This window comes from Mesorhizobium sp. M1399, from assembly GCF_040317735.1.
Lineage (GTDB): Bacteria > Pseudomonadota > Alphaproteobacteria > Rhizobiales > Rhizobiaceae > Mesorhizobium.
On the sequence record NZ_JAMYKZ010000007.1, the window covers coordinates 245,733 to 271,194 of the forward strand.

The window sequence follows — 25,462 nt, forward strand, 5'->3', positions numbered from 1 at the left end:
GCAATTAGCTCGCCGGGGACTTCGGTCAAGACGACCAGGAAACCGATCGGCCGCCTGTCGCCTTGTCCCGCCAACCGGAAGTGTCCTGTCCTGTCCGTCTCACATACCTCCGCCGCAGCCGTCCGAGAGATCCCAGACGTCGACGACCTGCTTGCCGGTGAAACCTTGCTCGCGGATCAGGAACTTCGCCAATCCGCCATACACTTTCCAGCGCCAGCATTGGCAGCAGCAAGGGCCTTTCTCGTTGGAATTGGCCATCGCATAGTCATAGGCCTGCTGCTCGTCGCCGGAGAGTTTCACATCGTAGTAGGGCATCATCTTCTGTGCGATGCCGGCCGGAATATCGTACGGATCGTTCGGGATCATCGCGATCTCGCGGTACCTGGCCAAACCGTTCACCTGCTCGGCATAGCGCTTTGTCTCCATTGGGCTGCAGCACGAGCCCGTGATCCGCGACATCGCCGGCATGGTCGCAATCGACTCCGTGAACTTGGCCGAACACGTGCTGTTGCCGTTCTGGCTGAGATATTTGAAGCGGCGCACCAGATCGGAATCCTCCGCGGCGATCGTCAAATCCGGCCCCTTGAGCAAGCCGACGACCGCAGCGACGCCAAAGGCGCTGCCCAGAACAACCGTCCGTCGGGTTGGATGGCATATCCGGCTCATTTGCTGTTCCTCGCTTGCTCGATCAGTTTCTTCATCGTTGCGAGGTCGGTCGCGCCGGGGAAAATCTGCTCGCCAACGACGAAGCTTGGCGTTCCACTGATCTTCAGCGCCTGTGCCAGTTGCGTATTCCGGTCGATCGACGCCTGGATATCGGGCCGCTGCATGTCGGTCTTCAGCTTAGCCACATCGAGACCGACGTCGGCAGCAACCTTCAGCACGACCGCTTCGGTCACCCGCGTCTTCACCGCATACAAGGCCTTGTGGAATGCCATGTACTTGCCCTGGCGCATTGCGGCGAGAGCCGCCTTGGAAGCAAATACGGAATCCGTGCTGAGGATCGGGAATTCCTTGTAGACGATTTTGAGCTGCGGATCGTCGGCCACGGCTTGCGCCAGGATCGGCGCAACCTGGCGGCAATAGGGGCAGTTGTAGTCAAAGAACTCGACCATGATGACGTCGCCTTCGGCGTTGCCGCCGACCGGGCTCGCCGGGTCCCGGAAGATATCGTCGGCCTTGGCCGCCAGGGCAGCCTTCGCCTCTTTTGCCGCGGCCTCGCGCTGGCGGGCATCGAGGCTCTGCAGCGCCTCCATGACGACCTCGGGATGCGCGAGGATATAATCGTGGATGCGCTGGTCGAACTGGTCCTGGGACATCTCGCCCGCGGCGATCGCCTGACCGTGGATACCGAGCGCGAGCCAGGCCGTCGCACCGGCCAGGACGAAGGCACGGGCCATTTTGCCGATGGCTCCGCGCCATGAATTGGATTTGTGGATCACAGGGTTCTCCTTCCCTCTGTTTCGCCGGACCGCCGGCATGTGAATGGTGCCTCAGAACATGCCCTTGATCGTCGCCCACCATCCCGTTTCCGGCTCATGGTGCGGGCGCTCGACATTGTTGGTGAGCGCATTGACGAAGGTGACGAGATTGACCGCAGCGAAATTCAGGCCATGGAAATTCGCCCGCCAGCGGCCCTCCTTGTCGATCACATGGGTGACGGTGCCGTGCATCTGATAACCATCGTCCGTCAGTGTGAACTTGTGGCCGAAGGCCTCCGCCAGTCTGCGGGTCGCATCCTCCGGCTGATCCGCCGTCGTGGTCAGGAACAGCCAATTGACGGGATCGAGCCCGTGCGTCTGCCCGTAGCTGCGCAGCACGTCCGGCGTGTCCCTGGCGGGGTCGGTGGTGATGGTCACAAAGCTGACCTGGCCTCTCATCGGCGTGCCGTTCACCATTTTCTGGACCTCGGCGATCTTCTCGGCATGCAGGGGGCATACATCCGGGCACGATGTGTAGATGAAGTGGAGGACGACCACCTTGCCGCGCAGATCTGCCGTTCGCACGACACGCCCATCGGCGGTGCGCAGCGTGAATTCAGGCGCCGGCTTGTCGATCGTTTGGAAATATTTCTCGTCGCCCTCAAGCATGGTGTCGATTTCGTCGAGCGAGTGGGCTTGCGCCCGATACGAAAACCCCACGGTCAGCGCCGCAATGGCAATGGCGCCCAGCAGCAAACATCTCCACTCGTTCAAAGCCGATGCAAGGCAGTGAGCCTTCAACCCGGACATATCTGTTCCTTTCTCACTCGGCAGCGATGCGGCTGCCGATGAAGTCGACCATGTCGGGCGCGTCCCATTCGGCCGGCCCAATCAGCCGGCCGATCTCCTTGCCGTCGCGATTGATCAGCAGGGTTGCCGGAAGGCCGACGGAGCCGATGGCGAACATGGCCTTGCCCGAGGCATCGATGTTGAGGGCGAGGTGCTTGATGCCGATCTCGGCAAAGAACTTCTTCACAACCTCCGGACCGGCACGGTCCATGGACAGCGCGACGACCTCGAAATCCGGACCGCCCAGTTTGGCCTGCAGACGATCGAGCGTCGGCATCTCCTTGCGGCAAGGCGCGCACCATGTCGCCCAGAGATTGAGCAGCACGACCTTGCCGCGGAAATCCGCAAGCGTTTTCGGCTTGCCATTGCCATCCTCGAAGCTGATTTCCGGTACGGGGACGGGCGCCTCGTGAACGACAAAGTTCTGCGGCGGCTCGGCGGCTGATACCGGCAGCGAAAATGCCAGCAGCATGCCAATCAGGACCATGGCCAGTTTGCTCACAATAGCCTCACTCTGTCGCGTAGACGGTGGGCGCCTTGCCGTCCTTGGTGAAGGCGTAGACGACGAAGGGGCCTTGCTTCTCACCACCCATGCCTGGAGCGCCCGTCGGCATGCCGGCCAGCGTTATGCCGGTGATGGCAGGGCGTTCGGTCAAAAGCTTCTTGACGATTTCGACCGGCACCAGGCCATCGACGACATAGCCGTCGACCATCAGCGTGTGGCAGCCTTCGAGGTCGGCCGGCACGCCGGCATCGCTGCTGATCTGAGAGAGATTGTTGACCGGCTTGATGTCGACCTTGAAGCCGTTGTGCTCGAGATAGTTGGCGTAGGATTCGCAGCAGCTGCATTGCGGGTTCTTGTACATGACGGCGTTGATCGTGGCGGCAAAGGCAGGCAGCGGCGTTGCGATCAGCAGGGACAGTGCGGCTAGGCGGTAGGTCAGTTTCATTGCAGTTCTCCTTGGTTGGACAAAACTTTCAGGTCACGCGGAACACTGTCATCAGGCCGGCCATCTGGTGATCGGCGACATGGCAGTGCAGCATCCAGTCACCGGGATTGTCGGCAACGAAGGCGCATTCGATCGTGTCCTTGGGGGCGAGCAGCACCGTGTCCTGCCATTGCCGGTGCGGTACTGGCGAGCCGTTGCGCGAAAGCACCGACAGGCTGAAGCCGTGGACGTGCATGGGATGCCACCACGCGGTTTCGTTGCGCATGGTGAGACGGCAGGTGGCGCCGCGTTCCAGCGTGAACTGTGGCGCCATGCCCGCGTGGCCGTCGCCGGTCATCGACATGCCGTTGATTGCCCAGGCGGCGGCGCCGCTCATGCCGGGCATCGCCATGCCCATCATGCCGCCGACGCCGGCCAGCTTGCCGCCGCCCATCATGCCGCCCTGCAGGACGATTTCATGCCGTTCGGCCTTGGCCAGGTCGGGGGCCGGCAGCGGATTGGCCGGCAGACGAAGCGGCGCATCGAGAGGATGGTCGCGCAGCGGCGCGCCGGCGTCGTAGGCGAGCGTGGTCAGGGAGTAGGCAAGGCCGTCGTAGAACTCATCGATCACCGCGTAGCGCTTGCCCGGGTCGCCCTGCATGTCGAGCACGACATCGATGCGCTGGCAGGCGCCAGCACCAGGCGTCCGCCCTCCGGCTCATGCGGGTCGCAGGGCTGGCCGTCGATGGCGACGATGACCGGACGGTGGACTTCGAAACGCAAAGCCATGATGCGAGCGAGTGACGCATTGGCCAGCCGCAACCTGACGCGCTCGCCGGCCTTCACGGTCAGGTCGGCCGGCGGTGCACCGTTGACGATGACGACATTGCCGACGCGGCCCGACATCGCTGCATCCATCATGTTGCCGAAGCCGGCAGCGATTTGCCCATCCTTGGTGAGCCGCCAGTCCTGCAGCAGCCATAGAAGCTCGCGGTCGACCGCGACCGGTTCGGCTTCCTCGACGATCAGTGCGCCTGCAAGGCCACGGCCAAGCTGAACCAGGCTGTCGGCATGCGGATGGTACCAGAAGGTGCCGGCATCGGGCGGGGTGAACTCGTACACGAAATTTTCGCCCGGCCTGATCGGCGGTTGGGTCAATCCCGGCACGCCGTCCATCGCGTTCGGCAGCCGGATGCCGTGCCAGTGAACCGTGGTGTCCTCGCCCAGTCCGTTCTCAACGATGATGCGAGCGGGCCGCCCCTGGCGTAAGCGCAGTGTCGGGCCGGGGACCGTGCCATCATAGGCCCATACCGGAGTGCGCGGACCATCGGGGCCGGTGAGCCGTGCCTGGCCTGGCGCCACCCTGATCCGGTGTTCGCCGGTAGCCAGCGCCAGTGCAGGGCGGATCGGCACGGAGGCGGCAATGCTCGCTGCCGCAAACAGGAATTTGCGGCGCGTTATGAACGGACTTGAAACGGAATTCACCCTTGTGACCCCTGCGGTAACCGACGGCGAACGTCGCGACGTCGATTGGATTGCTGCCGCGCCCGCTGCGCATTGTGCGCAGCCGGACGATCAAACGCCGCCAATCAGCCGCGGAAACGGCAGAAACGGCGTCAGACGAGAGCGCTGGGTCTTGGAGGGAATGGCTCGGGCAACAGACTTCGCCCGTGCAGGAACGCGGCGGGAAGCGCCGGCGGCAGCTCTGCCCGCAGCAGTCCCGTCACGGGGAGAGCTTCCGGCAGCACCGCCAGAACCGGTGCGACGCAGGTCGGCGCACATTGCATCGGTTTGTCGTTGTCGGCCGAGCTCTTGAGGCAAGCGCTGCAGTCGCCGCCCTTGGCATCGGCCATCTTGGCCATGTCGGCGTCGGTGGTGCCGGCATCTGCGGCCATGGTCATGCGGCTGTCGATCGCCATCCTGGCCGACATGACGGCAGCCTGAGCGGCGGACAGGCTGAACCCGGCGATCACGAGGACCGCGAGCAGCATAGTCAGGAGGTGTTTTGGTGACAGACGTGCCATGTTCGGCCTAGGCTGGCCTCAAATAGCGGTTTTTGCAAGCCCCTGCGAGATCGAGACCATCGAGAGCCGGGGCGGCCAGCAATAACATCAACACCATCACATCGGGACAGACCATGCAGCAAGCCATTACGTCGGACGGCCTTCGCCGGGTGGTGCTTGTCGTCGCGCTGCTGAACCTCGGTTATTTCGGCATTGAATTCGCCGTGGCGCTGGCGATCGGCTCGGTGTCGCTGTTCGCCGACAGCGTCGATTTCCTGGAAGATGCCTCGGTCAACCTCCTGATACTGCTCGCCATGGGATGGTCGCTGCGTGCCCGCTCGCGGGTCGGCATGGCGCTGGCACTTATCCTTTTGGTGCCGGGCCTGGCGACGCTGTGGACCGCGTGGGAAAAGTTCAACATGCCGGTGCCGCCGCAGCCAACGGCCCTGACGCTGGCGGGGTTGGGCGCCTTGGCGGTCAACCTGTCATGCGCCTACATGCTGGCGCGCTACCGCCACCACAGCAGCAGTCTTACCAGGGCGGCATTCCTCTCGGCCCGCAACGACGCCGTCGCCAACATCGCGATCATACTGGCCGGACTGGTGACGGCCTTCCTATGGCGCTCGGCATGGCCGGATCTGATCGTCGGGCTGGGAATCGCGGCACTGAATGCAGACGCGGCGCGCGAGGTCTGGGAGGCTGCCCGGGAAGAGCACCGAGCCGTTTCGTGAAGCCAAACGCTCAGCGCGCTGCCGGATTGCTAATCCGCCAATGCAGGCCGCATACCGGCCGGCAGTCATCCAGAAACTTGCGTGATCTCTAATATAAACGCACACTTGCAATGCGGACCGAGAGAGAAACCGCCACGAACATCATCAAAAAGGCCCGCGTCCCGGACGAGGACGCGGGCCGGTTTTGGTTGGCATGCGCTAGGCAGGTATCAAGACGGCGATGCGGTGGATGCCGACCACCTTGCTGGTGTTGGCTGCCGCCTCGGTCTTGCCCTTGGAGCAGGTATACATGTCACCTTCCTTGAGCTTGAATTGCTTGTCGGCTTTCTTGACCGTGAATTCACCGGCGGCAATGGTGCATACCATGTCGTTGTCCATTACCATTGCGGGAGCGGCTGCTCCCGGCTGAAAGACCACATCGACAATTGAGATGCTCTTGTAGGCGGGGATATCGGAATTGCCGGTGCCGACCTCAACTACCCTGACGCCGGGGGCTATTTCCTTGCCTTCCTTCGGGCCGTATTTCTTGACCTTTGCAGCTGCCGCCAGCGTGAACAAAGGCGTTACCGCGGCCGCCGTCACGCCGAGCGCAATTGCAGACCTGCGATTTATGGTTTTCATCGCGTCCTCCCATTATGTTGGCCGCGCACCAATGTGCATGGCCACTCTATATTAGCACATTTGCAGATAACTGCAGAACGCCGTTTCGGAGGGTCCATGAGCGAACCGCCGCTCGGTCGAATGCGACCGAAAAACAGACAATTCCATGCTATGCTGACGAGCCATCAAACGGACGGCGGGGGATAGCAATGTTGGAAACGGACAAGGTGTTCGCTGGCTCGATTCCGGAAAACTACGACCGCTATATGGTGCCGTTGATTTTCGAGCCGTTCGCCGCAGATCTTGCACGACGGGCCGCGTCCTTGTCGCCCAAGGTCGTTCTGGAAACCGCCGCGGGCACCGGGGTTGTCACCCGCGCATTGGCGCCAAAACTGTCCTCCGGTGCAAGCTATGTCGTAACCGACCTCAACCAGCCGATGCTCGACTACGCCGCTTCGCGGCAAGCTCCCGACGATCGCATCGAATGGCGCCAGGCCGATGCTCTGGCGCTGCCGTTTGAAAATGCGGCCTTCGATCTCGTTTGTTGTCAGTTCGGTGCGATGTTCTTTCCCAACCGCTCATCTGCCTACCGCGAAGCCCGGCGAGTTCTGAAGCCTGGCGGACATTTCCTATTCAGCGTATGGGATCGCATCGAGGAGAATGTATTTGCCGACGATGTGACGAATGCTCTGGCGCGGATTTTTCCGAACGATCCGCCGCGCTTTCTGGCCCGCACGCCGCATGGCTACCACGATACGGCACTGATCCGCCGCGAACTGGAGGACGCAGGTTTTTCCGGTGTGGTGATCGAGACGAGGGCCGAACAAAGCCGTGCCTCCTCGCCGCGCCTTCCGGCCGTTGCTTATTGCCAGGGCACTCTCCTTCGCAACGAAATCGAGGCCAGGGAGGCGGGAAAACTGGATGCTGCAACCGACTACGCCGCAGCCGCGATTGCAGACAGGCATGGCAGCGGCGGGGTTGCTGCCAAAATCCAGGCTCACATAATCATGGCTGTGGTCTGAACGGTTCATCGTTTTCCGGGCGGAAAACCGTTTCACACTTTTCCTGGAATTTGCTTGAGGTGCTGGATATTCCGTTCCAGCGCTGAGCAGCAAACGTCTTGCCGCTATCCTGAATTCCCGGACGTTAATCGTTCATTCGCCCGAGTGGCAGGTCGACAAGTGGCAGGTCGATAATCGCCAGTTCGACCGATCGCCGGGGCTTGATGGCGGCGGCTGCCGGCGGCGCGATTCTGGTCGGCCTGGCTTCACTTTGGCAGCCGTCGCCGACTCCGCCCAGCAAGGTCTAGTCATTTCGCTTTCTTGACTCGGCCGACAAAAACGGGCAGCAAAGTCATCATTGGAGGGCAGTTTTGCCAACTATGCAGGTTTTGGAGGGCGTTTTTCGGTGTGACCGTCGCCCAATCGGCGGTCGGTAGAGGGATTGGTTAACCAACTTTGTCCATCTTTTGAATCAATCGGCAACAGACGCGAAGTGTGCTGGGGGCACCAGGCGAACTGTGAATGTCACGGCTGCGAAATCCGCTAGCCGGCAACGGCCGATTGAGAGTGGTTGAATGGCGTTTGTAAGTGCGAAAACCCGGGGTGACAGTCCTGCAACTGGATTGACTTCGATGAGGCCCGGCCTGCGCTGGGTCGCGGTTCCGGCCGTCGGCGCAGCCATTGCTTTATGGTCGGTGGCGACCTTGGCCGGCCTTTATTCGATGGGAACCTCGCTCACCGCCGCTTCCAACGGTCTCCCGCAAAGCCTGCTCGCGCCGCGCACCATCGCGCTCGCCGATCCTCGGCGCAGCCTTGCAAAGGCGCAGGCCCCGACATGGGCCGCGGCAAACGCAGCGCTGTCGGCCCAGTTGCTGCAGCACGGATGCGATGCCAACTGCCTGCGGTCGGCGTCGAACTTCGTTCACCAGGGAAAATCGGCGCGTCTCAAGCGCAATACCGTGCCGCTTGTCGCCGATGCATCGCGGCAATCCAGCTTCGACGACGTGGTGGCCAAAGCCGCGCTGTCGCCGCAAAAGCTTGCCGCTGCCTTTGCCCGTGCCTCCTCCGGCTCACCCGTCATGCTCGCCAGCCTGCCGGCCGATGCCCGGTTCGCCGAGCCGGTACGCATACCCGACCCGAACGGCCCGCCATCGGTGCGCTTCGGGCCGGCGGTGGCGGAGATCGAACGCTCGTCGCGCCTGGCGCTGGCGCTGGCGAATACGTTGCCGGAGCAGATGATCGACGTGCTCCCGGCAGCCGTCATGGCAAGCGAGCCCGCGGCTTCACAAGAGCCGCAAGAACCTGAGGTCCAGTTGGCCTCGCTGCCGCCGCAGGACGACATGCCCGACAGCATTCCGCTGCCGACGCTGCGTCCGCGGGCGGTCATCGATCAGCCGGCGCCCCAGACTCAAGCCTCGAAAGACCGGGCGCCGAAAGACCGGACGCCAAAGGATCAGGCAGCAAAAACGGAGCCGCCCCAGGCATCCAAGGCCCAGGCATCGAAGACCCAGGCATCCAGGGCGAGCAAGGTCCAGACGGCCGATGCTCCGCCGGTCGAGACGCAACCCGGCAGCCTGTCGCCTCGCAATTCGTCACAAGCGGCAGTGCCGGCCGTGTCGGGCAAGCCGGGCAAACGGTCGAAGACGCAGGGCGGCGACATGCTGGCCTATGCCAAGCCCGACATGCCTTCCGGCGGACTCGGCGGGGCCTTCAGGAACCTGTTCACCACGCCTGGCATGGGCAGCGGCGTGGCCGTCTACGACATCTCGGCCAAGACCGTCTATATGCCCGACGGCTCGCGGCTGGAGGCACATTCGGGATACGGTTCGATGGTCGACCAGCCGCGCTACGTTCACAAGAAGAATGTCGGTCCGACGCCGCCCGACATCTACAATCTGACGCTGCGGGAATCGCGCTTCCACGGCGTCGAGGCACTGCGTCTCACCCCTGCCAGCGGCAGCAACAAATATGGCCGCGACGGCCTGCTCGCCCACACCTACATGCTGCGCGGCGGCCGCGCCGAATCCAATGGCTGCGTCGTCTTCAAGGACTATGCCCGCTTCCTCGCCGCCTACAAGAAAGGCAAGATCAAGCGCCTTGTCGTGGTGCCGCGGCTGTCGAAGCCGCTGACACGCGTCGCCCAAGAGGGCCGCGGCGCTTAGGTTATTCGCAGGCAGCGCAAACATGTGAGATGTCGGCGGGAACAGCGCCGGCATCGCTGGTTTTGCCGCGTGGACTTTCCCGCCCGATTTCCAACAGATTGTCAGCAGCCGGCCGCGAAACGGTTTTCATTCCCGGCCGGGGATATTATGACTGACCGGTCGGGCGGCTCCAGCTTCAAACAATCAAGAGGACATCATGACAATACGCGCTGTCGTTTGGGGCGAGAATATCCATGAGCGGACCAATGAGGTGGTCGCCGGCATCTATCCCGCGGGCATGCACGCGACGATTGCCAATGCGCTGAAGCTCGACCCGGAGATTTCGGTGTCGTGGGCAACCCTGGAGCAGCCGGAGCATGGGCTGCCGGCCGACCGTCTGGCCGAGACCGATGTCTTGCTGTGGTGGGGGCACAAGGACCATGGCGCCGTCGCCGACGAAGTGGTCGAGCGTGTGGCGCGCCGCGTCTGGGAGGGCATGGGGCTGATCGTTCTCCATTCCGGCCATTTCTCGAAGATTTTCAAGAAGCTGATGGGCACGCCCTGCACGCTGAAATGGCGCGAGGCGGGCGAGCGCGAGCGGCTTTGGGTGACCACCCCCAACCACCCGATCGCAGCCGGGATCGGCGAGTATTTCGAGCTCGAGAACGAGGAGATGTATGGCGAGCAGTTCGCCGTGCCGGAGCCGCTCGAGACCGTGTTCATCTCGTGGTTCCAGGGCGGCGAAGTGTTCCGGTCGGGGCTGACCTATCGCCGCGGCGCCGGCAACATCTTCTATTTCAGGCCCGGCCACGAGACCTATCCGACCTATCACGACGCCACCGTCCACAAGGTGCTGCGCAATGCGGTGAGATGGGCGCACAACCCGCTCGGCTCCAATCCGGCCATCCTCGATGCGCCGAACGTGCCGGCGGAAAAGGCGCTCGAGCCGATCGTCGAGCGCGGCGGAAAACTTCATTCCGCCGGCGAAGCCGGCTTTCGCTAGACCACAAATCCATGGTCGAACAAGAAGATAAAGCCCTGTCCTAAGGATAAGAATCATGCGCCTCTTGATACTCGGCACCGGTTGGATGGCGGAGGAGCACGCCAGGCAGTTCGGCAAGATCGAGGGCGTCGAACTGATCGGCGCCGTCGATCTCGACCGTACGCGTGTCGACAAGTTTTCGGACATCTACGGTATCCCCAACCGGTTCGCGTCGCTGGACGAGGCGCTGGCATGGGGCAAGTTCGACGCGGTGGCGAACGTGACGCCGGATCGCATCCACCATCCGACCACCATGATGCTGATCGCGGCAGGCAAGCCGGTGCTGTGCGAGAAACCGCTGGCCGAAAACTTCGAGAAGGCCAGTGAGATGGCCGATGCCGCCGAGCGGGCCGGCATCATCAACATGGTCAACCTGACCTATCGCAACGTCGCGCCGCTGCAGAGAGCGCGCGCCATGGTGCTGGCCGGGGAGATCGGCACGGTCAGGCATGTCGAGGCGTCCTATCTGCAGAGCTGGCTGGTGTCCAAGTTCTGGGGCGACTGGCGCACCGATCCGAAATGGTTGTGGCGGCTGTCGCGCGGCCACGGCTCCAATGGCGTGCTGGGCGACGTCGGCATCCACATCCTCGATTTCGCCAGCTATGGCGCGGCGCTCGATATCGACCATGTGTTCTGCCGGCTGAGATCCTTCGACAAGGCGCCCGGCAACCGGATCGGCGAGTACGGGCTCGACGCCAATGACAGTTTCACGATGTCGCTGGATTTCAGCAATGGCGCCTTCGGCGTCGTCCATGCCAGCCGCTGGGCGACCGGCCATTTGAACGAACTCCGTCTGCGCATCTACGGCGACAAGGGCGGCATCGAAGTCGTGCACAATCTGACCGGCTCAGAGCTGAAAGCCTGCATCGGCGAAGACGTCGAGAACGCCAAATGGCAAGTTCTGGACGCCGGAACGGTGCAGACCAACTACCAGCGCTTCGTCGATGCAGTGCGCAACGGCGTCCAGGCCGAACCGTCGTTCCGGCATGCTGCCGAATTGCAGAAGGTCCTCGACCTCGCCGTCGTCTCGGATGAGAAGCGGGCTGAATTGAGCACGCACGCGGATGCGCAATAGGCCTGGGTTCCTCGCGGCGGGGCGGGGGCGGTCAGGGTCAAAACAAAACCGAGTTTGCATCTCGGCCATTCACGGCAGGAAGTCACGGCTCTGAAAGCAGAGTTCATTGTCTTGGAGAGAGGCCATCGAGCAGGAAGCCGAGGCCTTTCCGGAAAGCACCATCCCAATCGTTATCCAACAGCAGACGAGAGCGTTCGATCGTCGGATAGCGTTGGCTGAGCCCTGTAAGGCGCTGCTGCGTGTCGGCTCTGCCGTCGTCCGAGAGGTCGAAGTTCGCCCGGCTGATGGTGGCGCCCATCACATAGTTCCACAGCGACCATATCGCGACGTTCAGATCTGCGTCCGCCACACCGGCCCTGGACAAGGTCTTGCTCAGCAGTTCAAGGCGACTGAGGATGTTCGGGCCGAGCGCCCGGCGCGGCAACAGCGATGCCGACCAAGGATGGCGCAACATGCTGGCGCGCCAGTCTTCGAGCATATGGACGACTTCTCCGCGCCAGTCTCGAGGCTCAACCAGTTGCGGCGGTCCGCCATATTCGAGCACCGAATCGAGCGCCAGATCAAAGACATCCTCTTTGTTGTCGACGTGCCAATATAGGCTCATCACGCCCGAGCCGAGGCGATCGGCCAGCCGACGCATCGTCAATCCGTCGACCCCTTGAGCGTCCAGCAGTTCTACCGCGGTCGCCACGATACGTTCCCGCGAGAGAGGCGGTTCACTGCGCGGCTCCTGCACGGGCTGGAGCGACCCGCTTGTCCGCTGAGATCGCGTGCTCCGGGCGCCGCTACGTTTGGCTGCCATCCGTCTTCCTCGCTGTTCGGGCCGTCGATTTTGACCGGCAACGCGACGAATGTCGATCCTGAACGATTGACTCGTACGACGTACCATGCGACTGGCTCGTGCGGCGTACGAGTCGATCGCCGATATCAATCATGCCGGCCGCGAGGGTGTCTTGCTCGCAGTCGGCAGAGCCAAGAGAAAATCATGCCACGCGCCAAGCGCCTGCTTATCGGAGGGTTAATCGTGATGACCATGGGCGTTTCCACTGCCACAGCGAATGATCTCAAGCTGACCATCGTCAATCCACAAAACCTCTATGACCCATCGCCGAATGGCTACAGCACGGCGGTGATCACGCCCCGCGGAGCCCGGCTGGCCTACATCTCCGGACAGGGCGGCCAGGACAGCACGGGAGCCTTGTCGCCCGACTTCGCTGTCCAGGTTGCGCAGGCCTACGCAAATTTGCGCACCGCCCTCGATGCGCTCGGTGCCAGGCCGGATCAGGTCGCCAAGCTCACGGTCTTTGTGGTCGATCACGATATGTCCAAGCTTGGGGTCTTGACCAAGAACGTCAAGGAGATGTTCGGCGAGGCGCTGCCGGCGCAGACTCTAATTCCCGTTCCCAAGCTTGCAATCGACCCGATGCTCTTCGAGGTGGAGGCCGTGGTCGTGCTTGACTAGGGGCGCGGCTATAGCTCCGATCGCCCAAATTGAAATGGGTCGAGCGCGCCTCCGACAGCCGCGCGCTCGCCATCACGAGGGCCGAGCAACAGGGCTTCGCTTGTTGCGTCTGCGGCGACAAGGGTGGCATCGAAGTCGTGCACAATCGGGTCGCACCACGCATTCGTCATCCCAGGGTCTGCGCCGCGTCGCTTCGCTCCTTGCTCCACCCCCGGGACGAAGTCATCATGGCTGAGGCCATTGCGGATGTCGGAGATCGGCGGAGCGTTTCCTGCTCCCACCCAACATAGCCTCACCTGGAGATGAAATGATGGAAACCAGCGTAAGGAAGCTATTCGAGAGATATGAGCGCTTTTTCAACCAGTCCCTCGGCGGCGACATGGACATGGATGAAGTCGCATCGCTGTATGCTTCGGACTTCATAGCGGCTTCGCCCGCCGGGGTCATGACTGGAAAGAACGATGGGCAACTCAAGCAGGTCATGGCGCAAGGCTATGCGCACTATCGCGCGATAGGTACGAAGGAAATGCGGATACGCAACCTCAGGCTCTCGCCGATAGACGAACATCATTGCGTGGCCCATGTCGCCTGGACGGCAACCTATGCCCGCAGGGATCAATCGAAGGTGGCGATAGATTTTGACGTCCACTACCTCGTGCAGAAATTGGACGCGGAGCCGAAGGTTTTCGGCTGGATATCAGACGACGAGCAGGCGCTGTTGAGAAAGCACGGCATCGTCTGAGGTCCGCTTTGTCCTAATGCCCTCCTAATGCCGCAGGATCTTGCTCAGGAAAGCGCGGCTGCGGTCGGTCTTCGGGTTGGAGAAGAACTCGTCCGGGGTGCCGCTCTCGACGATGGCGCCGGCGTCCATGAACACGACGCGCTGGGCGACCTTGCGGGCAAGCCCATCCCGTGCGTCACCACCATCATGGTCATGCCTTCCTCGGCGAAGACGTCGAGAACGCTAAATGGCAAGTTCTGGACGCCGGAACGGTGCCCACCAACTACCAGCGCTTCATCGATGCAGTCCGCAACGGCGTCCAGGCCGAACCGTCGTTCCGGCATGCTGCCGAATTGCAGAAGGTCCTCGACCTCGCCGTCGTCTCGGATGAGAAGAGGGCCGAATTGAGCACCCACGCCGATATGCAATAGGTTTGGCTTCCTCGCCCCCGCCAAGCGGGGGGAGATGTGGCCGCAAAGCGGCCGGAGAGGGGTCTTTGGCAGCGAGGGCCTTCGCAAGAACGAAATGTCTTTGATGTCGGGACAAGGTCGCACGCAATGACATGGTCAGCGCAATTTCCCCTCTCCGTCTCGGCGACCCGAGTGGTTTGTGAAACTCGCTAGCCGCGAGCGAGACTGAACTAACTCGGAAGGTCAGTTGACTCTTCGCCGCAACGGCCCATCGTTGATTGTTGGCCTGCCTTTCCGACCAACTTTTGAACAGGGAGGAAACAATGGAAGCCGTCAATCGTAGATCCACACTTGCACTCGGTCTTACACTGGCCGCAACGCCTCTGATCGCTTGGGGGACACCAGCAGCCGCCCAGACTTACGGCCCCGATGAGGGCAAAGAGGTCTCACCCGGCGTCAGAGTTGTAGCGCTTGGCGAGCGCAAGTCGGTCATACCAGCCTATGCAACGGTGAAGCTGCGCGATGTTGTCATTCAGCCCGGAGCGAAGACGGCTGACAACATGATGAAGAACGACATGCTCTGCCACATGACTGAGGGAGAACTTTCGGTCGTTCACAACAAACAAAAGTTCACAGTCAAGAAGGGCGATGTTTGGGCCTGCGCTAATGGCGCTACGACAGAAGGCACCCAGAACACGAGCAGTGCGGTCGCGATCATGCGGGTCATCGATTTGATGCCCGCATAAGGGAAGCGGCTGGTGGAAGTGCGGCAATGGCCGCCCTAAGAGGAAGCCCGGCGCGCATCTGTCGTATTAGGGAACGTCCAGCGAAGGGCCGCTTTCCATCCATCTCGGCCATCGACGACAGCCAACTGAGTTGAGTTTGAACCCTAATGCCGCAGGATCTTGCTCAGGAAGGCGCGGCTGCGGTCGGTCTTTGGGTTGGAGAAGAACTCGTCCGGGGTGCCGCTCTCGACAATGGCGCCGGCGTCCATGAACACGACGCGCTGGGCGACCTTGCGGGCAAAGCCCATCTCGTGCGTCACCACCATCATCGTCATGCCTTCCTCGGCGACCGCAACCATGACGTCGAGCACTTCTGAGATCATCTCGGGATCGAGCGCCGAGGTCGGCTCGTCGAACAGCATGATCTTGGGGCGCATGCCGAGGCAGCGCGCGATCGCCACGCGCTGCTGCTGGCCGCCTGAGAGCTGCGCCGGATAGGCATCGACCTTGTCGGCGAGGCCGACCTTGGCGAGCAGCTCGCGCCCGGCCTTCTCGGCCTCAGTCCGCGGGATCTTGCGGACATGGATCGGCGCCAGGGTGACGTTCTCGAGCGCCGTCTTGTGCGGATAGAGGTTGAACGACTGGAAGACGAAGCCGATCTCGGTACGCAGTCGCGTCATGTTGGTGGCGGGGTCGCCGAGGCGCTGGCCGTCGACCGTCAGGTCGCCGTCGCGGATCGTCTCCAGCCCGTTGATGCAGCGGATCAAGGTGCTCTTGCCCGAGCCGCTCGGGCCGCAGACGACGACCACTTCGCGCGGCTCGACGCTCAGCGTAATATCCTTCAGCACGTTGAGCTGGCCGAACCATTTGTTGACGCCGCGAAATTCGATCATGCCGGCACCATTCTTGCTGCTGAGGTTCGTCATAGCTGCACCTCGCCATGGGCTGCGCCCATGCGCTGTTCCAGCCGTCGGGCCAGCATGATCAGGGGGTAGCAGACGATGAAATAACCGACGCCGACGAGGAAGAAGACGAGCAGGCCGTTCGGCACACGCTGCACCACCAGCCACCCGACGCGGGTGAGATCGGTGAGCCCGATGGCCGAAACGACCGAGGAATCCTTGATCAGCAGCACATATTGCCCGACCAGCGGCGGCAGCACGATGCGCATCGCTTGCGGCAGCACCACCTGGCGCATGCGCTGCCAGCGCGACAGGCCGGACGCCAGCGCCGCCTCGACCTGGCCGGTCGGCACCGAGCGGATGCCGGCGACGACGATCTCGCAGATGAAGCAGGCGGCCAGATTGGTCAGCGCGATGATGCCGGCGGTGAAGGCGTCGAGCTCGATGCCGAGTTCCGGCAGGATGAAGAAGATCAGGAAAATCTGCACCAGGAACGGAGTGCCGCGGATCAGGTCGACCCAGCCGCCGATCGCGCTGCTGATCAGCCGGTTGCCGCCTGTGCGCAGGATGCCGAGGCCGAAGCCGAGCAAGGTGCCCAGCACCAGGCTGATCAACGACAGCACCACGGTCATGCCGAGGCCGCGCAAGGCGAGGGGATAGCTGCCGGCGATGCTTTGCAGTTGCTGCCAGATCATGTCCGTGCCCCCGCCAGGCCGAGCCAGCGCCCGGAGAGTGCCGCCAGTCCCTTCAGCCCGTAATAGAGCAGCAGGTAGAAGGCGGCGATGGTGAGAAAACCTTCGGCCGGCATGAAGCGGTCGGAAGCGAGCAATTGTCCGGCGCGCGTCAGTTCGGCGACCGAGATCAGCGACAACAGCGCGGAATCCTTGACCAGCACGATCGCCTGGCCGAGCAGCGGCGGGATCGTCACCTTAAACGCCTGCGGCAGGATGACGAGGCGCATGCGCTGGACATAGGTCATGCCCGAAGCGACGCCGGCCTCCACCTGGCCGCGCGGGATCGACAGGATGCCGGCGCGGATGATCTCGGCGATATAGGCGCCGCTGTTCAGCGACAGGGCCAGGATGCCGACGACGAGCTCGGGCAGGACGAAGCCGAGCCGCGGCAGGCCGAAATAGAGGAAATAAAGCTGCGCCAGCAGCGGCGTGGCGCGCACTGCATCGATATAGGCCTTGGCCGGGACGCGGAACAGCCGGCCGCGCTGCAGGTTCATCGCGGCGAGTACGATGCCGACGGCGAGCGCGCCGGCAAAGGAGAGGACAGACAGCCACACGGTCGTGACGAGGCCCTGCCCGAACAGGGGCAGATATTCGACGATGGTGCGGAAGCTGAAGTTTTCGAGCATGGTGAGGCGGTGACTGGTGACTGGTGAATGGCGAGTAGCGAGTAGCGAGTAGCGAGTAGCGAGTAGCGAGTAGCGAGTAGCGTTCCCTACTCCCTACTCCCTACTCCCTACTCCCTATTCCCTCTACTCAGTGATCCTTCTTCCAGGCGTCGGAATTGACCCAGTAATCGAGGTTCTTCTGCAGGCGGCCGTCGAGGCTGACCTGGTCGAGGAACAGGTTCATCCAGGTCAGCAGGTCCTGCTCGTCATAGCGCGTGGCGAAGGCCAGTGGCTCCTTCGACAGCATGTCCGGCATGATGATGAAGCTGCCGGCCGGATAAGCGGTTGACTGGCCCTTGACCGCCGAGACGTCGTTGACGCCGCAATCGGCCTGGCCGTTGTTGACGGCGTCGAGCAGCAGCGGGCCGCCGCCCTTGTAGCTCTTGATGTCGGCATCGGGGAAGGCGGCCTTGGCTTCCTTCTCGCCGGTGGCGCCGAGCAGCACCGCGATCTTGGTGCCCTTGGCCTTGCAGTCCTCGGTGGACTTGAAGGCGGTCCCAGCCTTGGTGAAGACGGTGCTGCCCGTGTACATGTAAGGCTTGGTGAAGGCGACCTTCATGCCACGCGCCAGTGTCGGCGTCATGTCGGCAACCAGAAGATCGGCCTTGCCCGACAGCAGCGCCGGGATCAGGCCGTCCCAGTCGAAGTCGAGGAAGGTGATCTTGACGCCCATTTCCTTGGCCATCAGTTCGGCGAGTTCGACCGAACTGCCGGTGCGTTCGCCGGCGGCGCCGACCAGCGAGAAGGGCGGTCCCTGCGTCTGCACGGCGACGCGCAACTCACCGCGCTTGGTAATCTCGTCGAGCGTTCCGGCACTGGCGGCAGCGGTGAGGCCGGCGAGCGCAAGTCCGGCGATGAAAAGCTTGGCAATCTTCATTTGGGCATTCCTCCTTGTTGTCGTTTGTTGTTCCACTTGTTGTTTCACCCCATCGGGGCGCCTTTTGAGCGGCGGCGCCGTTGCCGGCGGCAACCACCGTTCGAAAATCTTCAATCCCAGCTCACCGTTTCGGCGACCTTGATGCCGCGCCTGGCCAGCTCGTCGAGGAAGCGGCCATCGGGCACATGCAGCAGCGGGTTGAGCAGGCCGGGCGTGGCGATCTCGCGCCGTGCCAGCATCTGCGCCACGATACTGGCGGGATAGCCGACGCCAAGGCTCATGCCGAACAGGCCGGAGGCGAGGTCGCGTTCGATGACCAGCTCCGAGGTCACCGTCTTGCGGCGGCCGCCTTCGCTGCCGACAAAGACGTTGCGCATCACGCAAAGGTCCTTTTCGTCGGCGCCGTATTGCAGTTGCGGACCGAGCAGCCGGCCGAGGAATTCGCGTGGGCTGACGCCGGTGCCGGGTACCTTGTCCTCGGACAGGAGGCCAAGCTGCTTCAGCGGCGCCCAGAACGCCGACCAGCCGGGCCAGCGCAGCGAATAGCGGCCGGAGCGCTGCAGCCCCTTGGCGGCGGCGAGCATGCCGGCATAATGCGGCGCGTCACCATTGGGGAAGGCCTCGAGCCTGCCCAGCCCGGCGATCTCGATATCGTGGATGAAACGATTGTCGTGCTGGCGGGCGGCCGGCACATCGACCCGGTTGCCGTCCTCGACCAGCACGCTGTCGCGGTTCTGGCTGACCAGAACCATGTCGAAATTCCAGCTCACCTTGTAGCGGAGCGGCTCGACCACCGCCTTCGGTTCGGGAATGCCGCCGCAATAGGAATCGATCGCGGTGATGGTGTCGAACTGGCTTGCGGCGCGCGCGTAGAGCACAAGGTCGATGCCGGGGTCGAGCCCGCATTCGGTGACGATCGAGACGCCGGCCTTTTCGGCCTCGGGAGCGAGATCGGCGATGGCCTTGCCGTAATTGGTGGTGACCAGCGGCGTGCGCGTCGCGATCGCCGCCTGCACCGCCTCGCGCATCAGCGGCTGCGGCAACAGGTCGATGACCGCGTCGACGTCCTTCATCACATCGGCCAGCACCGGACCGATCGCGCCCTCCGGCACGACAAAACGCACCCGGGCAAGGTCGGTCAGGCCGCCAAGCCGCGCCGCGCCGTCGGTTGCGGTGTCGAGGCAGACCACTTGCTCGACGCCGTGGCTGGCAACGAGATCGGCGATCGCCGCCCGGCCTTGCAGGCCGAGGCCGCCGAGAACCGCGATCTTCATGCCATTTCCTTTCGCGTCTCGTCCGACCAGCAGCCTTCAGGCAGGCTGACCCATTTGTTGCAGGACGCCATGACGACGAAGGTCTCGCTGCGCACGACTTCGCCCGGCTCACCGGCGCCGGGGATCAGCTCGCTGGTGACGCGGTAGAGATCGGCGACATCGCCGGCCACCGTTACGTCGACGATGATGTCGAAGCGTCCGGTGACGACGGCGGCCGAGTTCACGAAAGGCAGTTCGGAGATGCGCTGCGCCAGTTCACGCGCCCGGCCGCGCCCTTGCGCGTTGATGCCGACGATGGCCGAGATCAGCTCGGGGCGTTCGGTCAGGTTAAGCAGTCCGACGATCTTGAGCAGGTTGCGGTCGAGCAGGTTGCGCAGCCGCATGCGCACCGTCGGCACCGAGATCGCCATCTTCTCCGCGAGGCGGTTGACGCCAAGCTGCGCATCCTGCGACAGCAGCTTGACCAGTCGCCGGTCGGTCTGATCGAGATGTTCCCGCAAACGCTCAGGCTTTCATAAAAGGAAATAAACGGTCGGATTTTCTTTCTGATATGAAAATACCTTATGAGAGATTTTTAACAACGGCAAGAGCCACGTCATCCGCGGTGCCCCTGTGCCTGTCGGCAGTTTCGTCGCAGATGCCACATTTTGTTCTTGCTTTGTGCCGGCAGCTATGCTACTAATTTGGGTATGGTGCTAATCGCGCCGCCGACCCGCCCTCCCGAGGCGGGTTTTTTGTTTTCCGGATACCCTTTGAAGGTTCAGCGCCGCCGGCTTGAGTTGGCGGTACAGCGCCGTTCGGGACGCGCTGTGTTCGAGGGTGAAAGAAGCAAGTGGCGCAAGAGGTGCCTGGAATCCATAGCTTAGAAAGGAACGGTAGATCGACATGAAGAAGATTTCTCATCTGTTGGTGCTGACGGCAATCTGCACCATTACCGCCGCCATGGCGCCAGCTGGCGCCGCATATGCCCAGAATGCGCCCTACTGGCGAGCGGACTGGGAGGAGGGGCCTTGCACCGGAGCCTCGTGCTATACCGACTGGTCTTTCGTCCAGGCGGAGAATCCGGCGGAAGCCGATCCCAGCCTGAACGCAATTATCAGCGGCCTGGTCTCGACCGGCGCAGGGAATGTATCCTCGCACGGCGGCAACAGCTTCGGAAAGTTCGAAACGACGCTGGCTGCCATCAATGCCGGGAAGCCCCACTCCAAAGTCTACAGGAGTGGCTCTTTGCAGGCGGCCTGGCCAAGAACGACGCTTTCGGACGTCCGCTCCAGGCGGTGTCGCCGTCAGGGATCGATGGAACTTATGTCGCGTGGTTTTTCATTTCCTCCGATTACCAATACGCGGGAAACGGCTGGACGAATATCTTCCAGTTCAAGGTGACCGAGCAATCGCCTTTCAAGCAGGACCCAACATGGTGGGTCAACCTGACCGACAATCCGACTGACGATGTGGTGATGCTGCATGTGGAGAATGCGGCGGCCGGAGTCCACAATCCGGCTAACGATGTTCCCGCCCCGAAGGGGCGCTGGTTTCAGCTGCGCGCGGATCTCTATGAAGGGGTAGGCATCGATTGGTATCTGGACGGGGTGTTTTGGCAATCGTCGTCGAACGCAACCTGGCCGGTCGGGCGGGATTCCGACGGATCAGGTACACCTCAGTCATTCGTGTTTGGCGTGGGCCACTATGGTGGAGTTGGCAAACTCTACACTGACGATGCCTACATGATTGCAAAGTAGCCACTGACACATTGTCGAAGTGCATAACAAGCTGCTTCGGGTCCAACCGGGCGGCTATTTTTGTACCTAGAGCGCGTCGCATTGAACGGATCCTGCGACGCGCTTTAAGTTTCTTGTTTTATGCCTGTCGTTGTCGCAAAATCGTTGCGAGGCGCAACCGCAACTTATTGTGCCTTCACCTGATAGGCGGAGAGGCTCATCCGAGATATCGCCAAAAGCGGCTTCTCAATAAAACTATAGCTGGCCAGGGAGACGGCAATGCAGGCGGTGACAATAACCATGCCTGCGAGCCATGGTGATACATTGGCGCTTGCAACGACAGGAGCGGTCGCAAGCAGCACGATAGGATGTGTCAGATAGAGAGAGTAGGAAGCATCACCCAACCTTGCCAGCACGCGAGGAGCAAGAAGCCGGAAGTAGCTTTCCAGGCTTATGCAAGCCGCGACAAGGATCAACGCCGGGATTCCCTGAGCAAGGGTTCGCGGCAAGTTGAAGCCAAGGCCCATCACCAGCATGGACACGATGGCGAACACGAGTGCCGAGACACCCAGGACGGCAGGCGAACGCGCCAGCCTGCCGACCAGGTGGCCGAGAGCCATGCCGGCAAGGAACTCAAACAGGATTGGCGTGGTATAGAAAAACAGCACAGTATCGGCGGCGGGTTTGAAGATGATGCGCGCCGCTACGGCGATTGCAAAGACAACGCCGACCATGGCCATTTGCGTCAAGGTGCCAAGACCCATAGTTGCCGCGAACAGAATGTAAAACAGGATTTCCAGATTGAGCGTCCAACCCACGCCAAGCACTGGTTGGACATAACCTGTAACAGTGTCGAGATAGGGAATGAAAAGCAGGCTATTGGTGAGCTGCTCAAGAGACACTGCACGACCGGCAAACAACCAAAGTGCGGCGACCATGACGAAGGTCATAACCCAATAGAACGGAACGACGCGCGTGAAGCGCTGCATCAAAAAAGCACGATGGTCGCGACGTCTGTTCTCCGTCGAGAGAACCATGACAAAACCGCTGATGACGAAAAACAGATCGACACCACTGTTTAGGATGGGAATACCCAGATCGAGCATGCCCAGTGCGGCCGGAAGATGATAGATAACAACCATGAGGGCTGCTAGCCCCCGCAGGATCTGTACCGATGTATACTGTTGAACCCGGCGCGGCGCAGCGTGATCATTCTCTGGAATGATGTTCATCGAAAAATGGTCCCCTGTGCGGGGAGCATTAACACACGGGGTCGTTGATGTGCTGATTAATTGCTGGTTTAATTAATGCGTAAAGTTTTAGATAAGTTTTACTGACACCAGCACGCGGCTATACTTTAGACCCGCCCGACTTTGGCCTGCCTCTCTGTCAAAACCTGGCATCTCCCCAGTGAAGAGGAGATTGGCTGTTTCCCCGCGCTAACGGCTGGTCTCGAAGATAGCGACGGCTGCCGCTGTCAGCGCGGCGTTACCGGGTGCTACTGTTCCATCAGGAAGCTCCTTGCCGTCTTCCAGCCCGACGCGCGTCGACCAACGGCGTTCCGCCGCCCGGTGCACGAAAGGCCAGACCGTGGCGTCGGCACCGTGCAGCAGGATCGCCCGGCGCATCCCGGCGCCGTCGAGCACGGCGGCGATATCGTCACTGACCTCCAGCGCCGCGTCCAAGGGCTGCTCGGAGATTTCGAGCAGGATGCGCAGCACCCGTTTGCCATGGTCGAGGCTCACCAGGCGTTCGGCGTCGGCGACGGAGGCAAGCCCCGCCTCGATGCCGATGCCGCGCTGGCGCAGACTCTCCATGACGGCGGGCGCGGCGTCTTCGCTCAGATTGACCGAGGCATAGTCGGGCAGCTCGCTCCAAGCGGCGATCGCGGCCAGCGTCCGCTCGTCGTCATTCTCGATCCAGGCGCCGGTCGACACGCCGATCAGCGTTCCAGGGCAGGCGCGACGAAGCGCTAGCACAGTCTGGTCCATCGCCGCCGGAGCCAGGCTTTCGCGGCCGTCCAGCCCGCGCGCATGGACATGCAGCTCAGCCGCGCCGGTGGCGACGCAGGCGGCGCCGTCGCGCGCCATGGCCTCCGCGTCGAGCGGCAGGTTGGGGTGGAAATCGGCGCTGCGCGCGCCATTGATGCAGGTCTGGACAATCATGCTATGGGCAGTCCGGTTGCGGTTGCTGCCAGTCTAGCGCGGGCCAGTGAAAACCGGAATCGCGCTGGCGAAGGCTCCTGACATATGGACGTGGCACAGCCTGAATCAGTCTGGCAGAATGCACCTATATCGTGTTGTTCGGCTTAGTCTTCTTAGCAAACGAACATCCGTCGGGCAGAGTTACGGCGAAACACCCAACTCGCGTAATGCAGCGTTGGCGGCACGGTATTCGATAAAACTCTTTGGACAATGGCTGACGGTATGCCTGTAAAGCCATAGGGCGTGATCGCGTTGCCCTTTGAGCCGGCTGAGTTCTGCGTTGTAGAAACCGATCTCGCAAAACTTGCCGTGTTTCTTGGTTGGATCCGAGTCATCGGCGTCGTTCAATGTCGCGGTGGGCGTCTTTTCGCCAAGCAGCATTCGAACCACAGGCGCCGGCCACTTCGTCATGTCGAGCTTGGAAGCTGCCTTCCGCAAATGGCCCGCCGCACCGTTGCGTCGTTCAACAATATCCAGCCAGATGGCAAAATAGGCGTAGTCGGGCCTGAGCGCGGCCGCCTTTTCAAAGTCAGCCTGCGCCTTGGCCAGCGAGCCAGAATAGAAATAGAGAACACCCCTGTTTGAGTAGCTGTACGGATAATTCGGATCGAGCAGGATCGCTTGGTCGAAGTCAGCAATGGCTCGACCGTCGCCGGCCTTTCCCATCCAGGCAATGCCGCGGTTGTGGTAAATTCTTGCATTTTTCGGATCGAGACCAATCGCCCGGTCGTATTCGTCGATGGCCCGATCGTACTCACCTCGCTTGTTCCAGAGAAAGCCTCGGTTGCTGTAGGCGATGGCAAGTGTTGGGTCGATATCGATTGCGTGGCTGTAGTCCGCGAAGGCGCGAACATCGTTCTCCTTTGCCACCCAGGCCAAGCCCCGATTATTATACGCGAGGGCTTGTTTCGGGTCGAGCTTGATCACCTGGTCGTAGTCGGCGATGGCGCGATCATTGTCTCCCTTGCTAGCCCAGGCGATACCTCGATTGAAGTACGCTTTGGGGTCTTTCGGATCGAGGCTGATCGCCTTGTCGTAGTCGGCGATGGCGCGGTCATTGTCGCTCTTGCCTGACCAGGCCACCCCTCTGTTGTACCAGATGCTCTCATCGTTCGGATCGAGGCTGATCACTTGGTTGTAGTCGGCGATAGCACCGTCAAAATCGCCGCCCGTCAGCCGGGCGTTGCCGCGCCGGTAGTAGGCATGTGCGTTTTTCGGATCGAGGCTGATCACCTTGTCATAGTCGGCCAGCGCGCGCTCCTCTTCGCCCCTGCCGGTCAACGCATCGGCTCGGCCATTCAGGGAACCGACGTCGTTCGGGTTGAGCCTGATGGCCCGGTCGAAGTCGGCTATCGCGCGGTCGTCGTCGCCTTTGCGTGACCAGATCAGCCCACGATTGTGGTAATTTCTGCCGTCTTCGGGATCGAGGCTGATTGCCCTGTCATAGTCGGCCAAAGCCCGGTCGTCCTCGCCCTTGAAGGTCCAGGCGACGCCGCGGTTGTAGTAGGCATCGCCATATTTCGGGTCCAGGCTGATCGCCTTGTCCAGATCGGCGATGCCCTTGTCGTAGTCGCCCTTGAAGACCCAGCTGATGCCCCGGTTGTAGTAGCCGCTGGCGACGGTCGGTGCGATGCCGATGAACGCGCTGTAGTCGGCGATCGCGCGGTCATAGTCGCCTCGTTCCGTCAGGGCATTGCCGCGCTTGAAATAGGCAATACCGCGGTTTTCGAGGGGCTCTGTCGCATCCTCGATCATGCGCGTGCAGGCGGCGATCCGCGTGCTGGCCTCGACCTTGTCGTCGCTGACGCAGTCGCTGCTGGCGGACAAGGCCGGGAGCGCCGAGACCAGCATCGCGACGAGGCAAACGAGGAATTGCCGGACTGCCCCGTCCCTTTGTCGAACCCGTCCGCTCAATTCGCCCCCCCCATCGCGGCAAGCCCCGCTGCATTGTATTCAACGAAATCCCCGAGACAAT

Annotated in this window: 27 protein-coding genes and 3 pseudogenes; 11 read left to right on the plus strand and 19 right to left on the minus strand. The window is 62.0% G+C overall.

What is annotated here, in order from left to right:
• Positions 1-99 precede the first annotated feature (99 nt).
• From NKH05_RS14455 to NKH05_RS14485, 7 genes and pseudogenes are all read right to left on the minus strand, one after another.
• A complete protein-coding gene (locus tag NKH05_RS14455; protein ID WP_023720632.1) occupies positions 100-666 on the minus strand; it encodes a hypothetical protein in 567 nt (188 codons plus the stop codon).
• The gene (locus tag NKH05_RS14460; RefSeq protein WP_352484015.1) at positions 663-1,442 is read right to left on the minus strand and encodes a DsbA family protein; all 780 of its coding nucleotides are present in this window, start codon (positions 1,440-1,442) and stop codon (positions 663-665) included. The genes NKH05_RS14455 and NKH05_RS14460 overlap by 4 nt, the downstream gene beginning before the upstream one ends.
• A gap of 51 nt (positions 1,443-1,493) precedes the next feature.
• The gene (locus tag NKH05_RS14465) at positions 1,494-2,231 is read right to left on the minus strand and encodes an SCO family protein (protein WP_031194475.1); all 738 of its coding nucleotides are present in this window, start codon (positions 2,229-2,231) and stop codon (positions 1,494-1,496) included.
• Positions 2,232-2,244: 13 nt separating this feature from the next.
• The gene (locus NKH05_RS14470) at positions 2,245-2,772 is read right to left on the minus strand and encodes a TlpA disulfide reductase family protein (protein WP_352494452.1); all 528 of its coding nucleotides are present in this window, start codon (positions 2,770-2,772) and stop codon (positions 2,245-2,247) included.
• A 7-nt stretch (positions 2,773-2,779) separates the two neighbouring features.
• On the minus strand, positions 2,780-3,220 hold the full coding sequence (locus tag NKH05_RS14475) for a DUF411 domain-containing protein (protein WP_023720628.1): 441 nt from the start codon (positions 3,218-3,220) through the stop codon (positions 2,780-2,782).
• A 28-nt stretch (positions 3,221-3,248) separates the two neighbouring features.
• Positions 3,249-4,684, minus strand: a pseudogene (locus NKH05_RS14480) (multicopper oxidase family protein).
• A 131-nt stretch (positions 4,685-4,815) separates the two neighbouring features.
• A complete protein-coding gene (locus tag NKH05_RS14485) occupies positions 4,816-5,223 on the minus strand; it encodes a hypothetical protein (protein WP_031194474.1) in 408 nt (135 codons plus the stop codon).
• A 113-nt stretch (positions 5,224-5,336) separates the two neighbouring features.
• Here NKH05_RS14485 and NKH05_RS14490 point away from each other — a divergent pair, with 113 nt between their 5' ends.
• Positions 5,337-5,933, plus strand: a complete 597-nt coding sequence (locus NKH05_RS14490) for a cation efflux transmembrane domain-containing protein (protein ID WP_353025588.1) — start codon at positions 5,337-5,339, stop codon at positions 5,931-5,933.
• 198 nt (positions 5,934-6,131) lie between these two features.
• On the opposite strand, the gene NKH05_RS14495 is transcribed toward NKH05_RS14490, so the two are convergent.
• Positions 6,132-6,554 (minus strand): hypothetical protein, encoded by a 423-nt coding sequence (locus NKH05_RS14495; protein WP_352494450.1) that lies wholly within the window; start codon positions 6,552-6,554, stop codon positions 6,132-6,134.
• Positions 6,555-6,742: 188 nt separating this feature from the next.
• Here NKH05_RS14495 and NKH05_RS14500 point away from each other — a divergent pair, with 188 nt between their 5' ends.
• The 4 genes from NKH05_RS14500 (at position 6,743) to NKH05_RS14515 (ending at position 11,792) form a co-directional block, all read left to right on the plus strand.
• Positions 6,743-7,555 (plus strand): class I SAM-dependent methyltransferase, encoded by an 813-nt coding sequence (locus tag NKH05_RS14500; RefSeq protein ID WP_353025624.1) that lies wholly within the window; start codon positions 6,743-6,745, stop codon positions 7,553-7,555.
• Between the two features lie 611 nt (positions 7,556-8,166).
• Positions 8,167-9,696, plus strand: coding sequence for a DUF2778 domain-containing protein (locus tag NKH05_RS14505; RefSeq protein WP_353025589.1), 1,530 nt, complete (start codon positions 8,167-8,169; stop codon positions 9,694-9,696).
• 196 nt (positions 9,697-9,892) lie between these two features.
• Positions 9,893-10,678, plus strand: coding sequence for a ThuA domain-containing protein (locus NKH05_RS14510; protein ID WP_352855730.1), 786 nt, complete (start codon positions 9,893-9,895; stop codon positions 10,676-10,678).
• Between the two features lie 55 nt (positions 10,679-10,733).
• On the plus strand, positions 10,734-11,792 hold the full coding sequence (locus NKH05_RS14515; RefSeq protein WP_352856410.1) for a Gfo/Idh/MocA family protein: 1,059 nt from the start codon (positions 10,734-10,736) through the stop codon (positions 11,790-11,792).
• 103 nt (positions 11,793-11,895) lie between these two features.
• On the opposite strand, the gene NKH05_RS14520 is transcribed toward NKH05_RS14515, so the two are convergent.
• Positions 11,896-12,594, minus strand: coding sequence for a TetR/AcrR family transcriptional regulator (locus tag NKH05_RS14520; protein WP_353025590.1), 699 nt, complete (start codon positions 12,592-12,594; stop codon positions 11,896-11,898).
• 183 nt (positions 12,595-12,777) lie between these two features.
• On the opposite strand from NKH05_RS14520, the gene NKH05_RS14525 reads away from it, so the two are divergent.
• Together NKH05_RS14525 and NKH05_RS14530 are read left to right on the plus strand one after the other, a co-directional pair.
• Positions 12,778-13,254, plus strand: a complete 477-nt coding sequence (locus NKH05_RS14525; RefSeq protein WP_023720616.1) for a RidA family protein — start codon at positions 12,778-12,780, stop codon at positions 13,252-13,254.
• A gap of 310 nt (positions 13,255-13,564) precedes the next feature.
• A complete protein-coding gene (locus NKH05_RS14530; protein ID WP_023720614.1) occupies positions 13,565-13,996 on the plus strand; it encodes a DUF6841 family protein in 432 nt (143 codons plus the stop codon).
• A gap of 24 nt (positions 13,997-14,020) precedes the next feature.
• Here the strand turns inward: NKH05_RS14530 and NKH05_RS14535 are convergent.
• Positions 14,021-14,217 (minus strand): annotated as a pseudogene (locus NKH05_RS14535) (polar amino acid ABC transporter ATP-binding protein); the annotation flags it as partial.
• On the opposite strand from NKH05_RS14535, the pseudogene NKH05_RS14540 reads away from it, so the two are divergent.
• A pseudogene (locus NKH05_RS14540) lies at positions 14,191-14,406 on the plus strand (Gfo/Idh/MocA family protein); the annotation flags it as partial. The pseudogenes NKH05_RS14535 and NKH05_RS14540 sit on opposite strands and share 27 nt — an antisense overlap.
• A gap of 302 nt (positions 14,407-14,708) precedes the next feature.
• The gene (locus NKH05_RS14545) at positions 14,709-15,131 is read left to right on the plus strand and encodes a hypothetical protein (RefSeq protein WP_023720612.1); all 423 of its coding nucleotides are present in this window, start codon (positions 14,709-14,711) and stop codon (positions 15,129-15,131) included.
• 143 nt (positions 15,132-15,274) lie between these two features.
• On the opposite strand, the gene NKH05_RS14550 is transcribed toward NKH05_RS14545, so the two are convergent.
• The 6 genes from NKH05_RS14550 to NKH05_RS14575 all read right to left on the minus strand — a co-directional run bounded on the left by NKH05_RS14550 (position 15,275) and on the right by NKH05_RS14575 (position 20,065).
• Positions 15,275-16,003 (minus strand): amino acid ABC transporter ATP-binding protein, encoded by a 729-nt coding sequence (locus NKH05_RS14550; RefSeq protein ID WP_031194468.1) that lies wholly within the window; start codon positions 16,001-16,003, stop codon positions 15,275-15,277.
• A 29-nt stretch (positions 16,004-16,032) separates the two neighbouring features.
• The gene (locus NKH05_RS14555; protein WP_023720610.1) at positions 16,033-16,707 is read right to left on the minus strand and encodes an amino acid ABC transporter permease; all 675 of its coding nucleotides are present in this window, start codon (positions 16,705-16,707) and stop codon (positions 16,033-16,035) included.
• Positions 16,704-17,375 carry an amino acid ABC transporter permease gene (locus tag NKH05_RS14560; RefSeq protein WP_353025591.1) on the minus strand — a complete coding sequence of 224 codons (672 nt, stop codon included), beginning with the start codon at positions 17,373-17,375 and terminating at the stop codon, positions 16,704-16,706. Before NKH05_RS14560 ends, NKH05_RS14555 begins: the two co-directional genes overlap by 4 nt.
• 127 nt (positions 17,376-17,502) lie before the next feature.
• Positions 17,503-18,291, minus strand: a complete 789-nt coding sequence (locus tag NKH05_RS14565) for an ABC transporter substrate-binding protein (protein ID WP_023720608.1) — start codon at positions 18,289-18,291, stop codon at positions 17,503-17,505.
• 110 nt (positions 18,292-18,401) lie between these two features.
• Positions 18,402-19,565 carry a saccharopine dehydrogenase family protein gene (locus tag NKH05_RS14570; protein ID WP_353025592.1) on the minus strand — a complete coding sequence of 388 codons (1,164 nt, stop codon included), beginning with the start codon at positions 19,563-19,565 and terminating at the stop codon, positions 18,402-18,404.
• Positions 19,562-20,065: an Lrp/AsnC family transcriptional regulator gene (locus NKH05_RS14575; protein ID WP_023677254.1), complete on the minus strand. Its 504-nt coding sequence runs from the start codon at positions 20,063-20,065 to the stop codon at positions 19,562-19,564. The genes NKH05_RS14570 and NKH05_RS14575 overlap by 4 nt, the downstream gene beginning before the upstream one ends.
• Before the next feature lie 385 nt (positions 20,066-20,450).
• Between NKH05_RS14575 and NKH05_RS14580 the strand changes: the two genes are divergently transcribed.
• Positions 20,451-20,948: a hypothetical protein gene (locus NKH05_RS14580; RefSeq protein ID WP_353025594.1), complete on the plus strand. Its 498-nt coding sequence runs from the start codon at positions 20,451-20,453 to the stop codon at positions 20,946-20,948.
• A complete protein-coding gene (locus NKH05_RS14585; protein WP_353025595.1) occupies positions 20,945-21,304 on the plus strand; it encodes a hypothetical protein in 360 nt (119 codons plus the stop codon). The genes NKH05_RS14580 and NKH05_RS14585 overlap by 4 nt, the downstream gene beginning before the upstream one ends.
• Before the next feature lie 164 nt (positions 21,305-21,468).
• Here NKH05_RS14585 and NKH05_RS14590 read toward each other — a convergent pair whose 3' ends face one another.
• From NKH05_RS14590 to NKH05_RS14600, 3 genes are all read right to left on the minus strand, one after another.
• Complete coding sequence (locus NKH05_RS14590) at positions 21,469-22,515, minus strand: acyltransferase family protein (RefSeq protein WP_352494439.1); 1,047 nt, start codon at positions 22,513-22,515, stop codon at positions 21,469-21,471.
• Between the two features lie 207 nt (positions 22,516-22,722).
• The gene (locus NKH05_RS14595; RefSeq protein WP_023720602.1) at positions 22,723-23,448 is read right to left on the minus strand and encodes a 3-keto-5-aminohexanoate cleavage protein; all 726 of its coding nucleotides are present in this window, start codon (positions 23,446-23,448) and stop codon (positions 22,723-22,725) included.
• A gap of 180 nt (positions 23,449-23,628) precedes the next feature.
• Complete coding sequence (locus tag NKH05_RS14600; protein WP_352549782.1) at positions 23,629-25,314, minus strand: tetratricopeptide repeat protein; 1,686 nt, start codon at positions 25,312-25,314, stop codon at positions 23,629-23,631.
• Between the last annotated feature and the right edge of the window lie 148 nt (positions 25,315-25,462).